The following is a 2,971-nucleotide window of genomic DNA, read 5'->3' on the forward strand; positions in this document are numbered from 1 at the left end:
ACCCAAGCTATGCTTGCTTGCCAAACATCAGGCAGTGGATTCCCGCATTCGCGGGAATGACGGCGTTTTGTTATTATACTGATTTATAGTAGAAATTTTAATTGATGACACGCCCTAGGTGCTGATTTTTAAAATTTTTATCATTCGCAGCTTGATTTGCCGGTGCGGTGGTTGATAACCTTGTTTTCAATCAAAAGTTTTTGCATTTCCGTATGCCCGCGCGTACAGGCGTAGGACAGCGCACTCTGATTATACGAACCCAAATTCGGATTTTGCGTGGTGGTTACCAAATTCGGGTTCGCCCCCTGCGCCAGCAAAAATTTCACCGTTTCCAAACGGTTGTTGCTCGCCGCCACCATCAGCAGCGTTTCGCCGTCGCTTTCCACGCTTTGGTCGTCCAGCTTGGTTTTATTGTAGTCCAACAATTTATATAATTTGCGGACGATATTGGTGTTTTTGCCCAAAGCCGCCGATTTCAACACATTATACACATCGCCACGGTCGGTAGCGTGCAGGCTCGCGCCCTTGCCAATCAGATAATCGACCATGTCTTCATAGCCGATAAACGCCGCCCAACCCAGCGCGGTTTGTCCCAAGGCGGCTTCGTCTTTGGCTTCAAGGTCTTGACCGTTTTCCGCCATTTTTTTCACCGTTGCCAAATCGCCGCGTTTGACCGCGTCAAACCACGCCGCATCTTTGCCTTCGGACGGTTTGGCGTAAAAAATGCGGTGGCGCAATTTGTTCGGCGAAGCAATGTCTTGCATTTCCGCCATGCTGAAACGGAAGCCGTTGGCGGGTTTCGCGGCATCGGCGGACGGGGCTTCGGGCGCGGTGCAGGCTGATTGAAACAGGCACAGCGCAAGCACGGAAGCAAGCGTTTTTACTTGAATGTTCATTTCAATACCTTTCAAAAATCATTAAGAAAAATCAACATACCCGTCATCAGCAGAACAACACAAATAGGCAAAACACGGCGCATCGCCCAATTCGCTGCGCGGACGGTGGCGCAATGTCCAAAAATTATTGCTGTGTTGCAGCCACAATTCGCCATAGGCATCGTAAATGTGCAGATTGTTTTTTTCGGCAAGCAGCGCGTCAATCAGTTGCTGACGGTGTTTGTTGGCAGGACGGGCAAGCAATTCTTTGAGATTGCGGTAGTCGCTTTGTCTGATGCTGCTCCATGCCACGGCATAAGGTGCTTGCGGCAGACAAAATTCAAACGGACGTTCAAACGCCCAAGGCAGTTCGGGCAAGGCTTGGACGGCGCTTTGCCACAAACGGTCGTTGGCAAGCACATCGGGCAAATTCATTGCTTCGGCACAAATAATATGTTTATCAATGATGTGCAATAGTTTTTGTTTCCATTGTACATAATCGGCGGCGATGGCGCGTTGCCGTTGGCGGTAATCCTGCGCCAATTGTTGCCATGCTTTTTCCTTGTTTTTGGGCGGAATCGGGCAACGGTCGCCCACGCCGGCACACGCGCCGCCACATTGCGGACACACCACCGCAGCCTGTCGGTCGTATTTGTCGTGGCGCACGCGCAAACGGCAGCCGAAACAGACAAAATGACTGTTGATGGTGTGCATGGCGTTTATTCCAACAATTTGCCGCGCAGGCTGAATGTAAACGCTTCGGTAATTTCAATCTCCACCATCTGATGAATCAAATCGGGCGAACCGGTGAAATTCACCACGCGGTTGTTGGCGGTACGCGCTTGCAGTTGGTCGGGGTCTTTTTTGGAAATGCCCTCTACCAAACAACGCTGTACCGTGCCGAGCATGGTTTGGTTGATGCGGGCGGTTTCCGCTTCCATCACTTCATTCAGGGCCTCCAAACGGCGCACTTTTTCCGCGTGCGGGGTGTCATCGGGCAGATTGGCGGCGGGCGTACCGGGGCGCGGGCTGTAAATAAACACAAAGCTCAAATCAAACGCCACGTCTTTGACCAGTTTCAAAGTTTGCTCAAACTCGCGCTCGGTTTCGCCCGGAAAGCCGACAATAAAATCCGAACTCAAACACAAATCGGGACGAATGGCACGCAGTTTGCGGACGATGGATTTGTATTCCAACGCGGTGTAGCCGCGCTTCATCGCCGCCAACACGCGGTCGGAGCCGCTTTGCACGGGCAGGTGCAGATGGGAAACCAGTTTCGGCAAATCGCGGTAACATTCGATAATCGCATCGGAAAATTCGCGCGGGTGGCTGGTGGTGAAACGCATGCGCTCGATGCCCGGAATTTCGTGGACGATGCGCAGCAGCGTGGCAAAGTCGCAAATGCCGCCATCGTCCATTTCGCCGCGATAGGCATTGACGTTTTGTCCCAACAGGTTGATTTCTTTCACGCCTTGTTGCGCTAAGCCCGCGATTTCGGTTAAAACGTCATTCAAAGGGCGGGAAAATTCTTCGCCGCGCGTGTACGGCACCACGCAAAAACTGCAATATTTGGAGCAGCCTTCCATAATGGACACAAACGCGCTGCCGCCGTCCACGCGGGCGGGGGGCAGGTGGTCGAATTTTTCAATTTCTGGAAAGGAAATATCCACTTGCGAATAGCCGGTGGTTTCTTTGTCGGCAATCAGTTGCGGCAGGCGGTGCAGGGTTTGCGGACCGAACACCACGTCCACATAGGGGGCGCGTTTGACGATTTCTTCGCCTTCCTGCGATGCCACGCAACCGCCCACACCTATGATTAAATTGGGATTTTTTTCTTTGAGCGGCCGCACGCGCCCCAAGTCGGAAAACACTTTTTCTTGGGCTTTTTCGCGCACCGAGCAGGTGTTGAACAAGATGATGTCGGCTTCTTCGGCGGTGGAAACCTGTTCCAAATCATCGCCTTCCGCCAAGACGGAGAGCATTTTTTCGCTGTCGTATTCGTTCATCTGACAGCCGAAGGTGCGGATAAAGACTTTTTTCATAATCAATAACTTTCTCATCGTATTCCCTCCCCCGTGTGCGGGGGAGGGTTAGGG

3 protein-coding genes are annotated in these 2,971 nt (G+C 52.2%); all 3 read right to left on the reverse strand.

What is annotated here, in order from left to right; genetic code table 11:
• Positions 1-140: 140 nt before the first annotated feature.
• From G392_RS0109535 to miaB, 3 genes are read right to left on the reverse strand one after another with little or no spacing between them, the layout of a single operon-like run.
• A complete protein-coding gene (locus tag G392_RS0109535; protein ID WP_027010042.1) occupies positions 141-896 on the reverse strand; it encodes an ankyrin repeat domain-containing protein in 756 nt (251 codons plus the stop codon).
• A 21-nt stretch (positions 897-917) separates the two neighbouring features.
• A complete protein-coding gene (locus G392_RS0109540) occupies positions 918-1,589 on the reverse strand; it encodes a hypothetical protein (RefSeq protein WP_027010043.1) in 672 nt (223 codons plus the stop codon).
• A gap of 5 nt (positions 1,590-1,594) precedes the next feature.
• Complete coding sequence (gene miaB, locus G392_RS0109545; protein ID WP_027010044.1) at positions 1,595-2,917, reverse strand: tRNA (N6-isopentenyl adenosine(37)-C2)-methylthiotransferase MiaB; 1,323 nt, start codon at positions 2,915-2,917, stop codon at positions 1,595-1,597.
• Between the last annotated feature and the right edge of the window lie 54 nt (positions 2,918-2,971).

Source organism: Conchiformibius kuhniae DSM 17694, assembly GCF_000428785.1.
In the GTDB taxonomy this organism is placed as follows: domain Bacteria; phylum Pseudomonadota; class Gammaproteobacteria; order Burkholderiales; family Neisseriaceae; genus Conchiformibius; species Conchiformibius kuhniae.